The sequence below is a fragment of the Bradyrhizobium sp. Mp27 genome (assembly GCF_029953005.1).
In the GTDB taxonomy this organism is placed as follows: domain Bacteria; phylum Pseudomonadota; class Alphaproteobacteria; order Rhizobiales; family Xanthobacteraceae; genus Bradyrhizobium; species Bradyrhizobium barranii.
The window spans coordinates 1-339 of the sequence record NZ_JASAUS010000701.1 but is presented as its reverse complement, the minus strand read 5'-3'; the positions used below and the strand labels follow the sequence as shown (position 1 = coordinate 339).

1 protein-coding gene is annotated in these 339 nt (G+C 66.1%); it reads right to left on the bottom strand.

Translation table 11 applies throughout. From position 1 onward, the window contains the following. Positions 1 to 339 (bottom strand): transposase (locus QJT78_RS52395; RefSeq protein WP_281460972.1); only part of this gene is annotated, 339 nt, incomplete at both ends.

The window sequence follows — 339 nt, the reverse complement described above, 5'->3', positions numbered from 1 at the left end:
TACCAGGCGGCGCAGATGGGCACGCACCTCGACGCCGCCCGGCGTCTTGCCGGGCCGCAGCACGACGGCCACGGGCCGGCTCTTCTCCGTGTCGTAGACGTGGATCGGCAGGAAGCAGCGTTCGTCATAATGAGCGTTGAACAGCGAGAGCTGCTGATGGCCGTGGACGACGTCGCAGGTATCATCGATGTCGAGCGTGACGGATGCCGGCTCGCGCGGGTAGCTATCCATCCATGCGTCGACCAAAGTGTAGGTCAGCCGGATCACGTCGCGCAGGCGCGGAGCATTCTCCAGCCGCGACAGCGTCGGCTGGGAACACAAATCCCGGCCCGTGTCCGG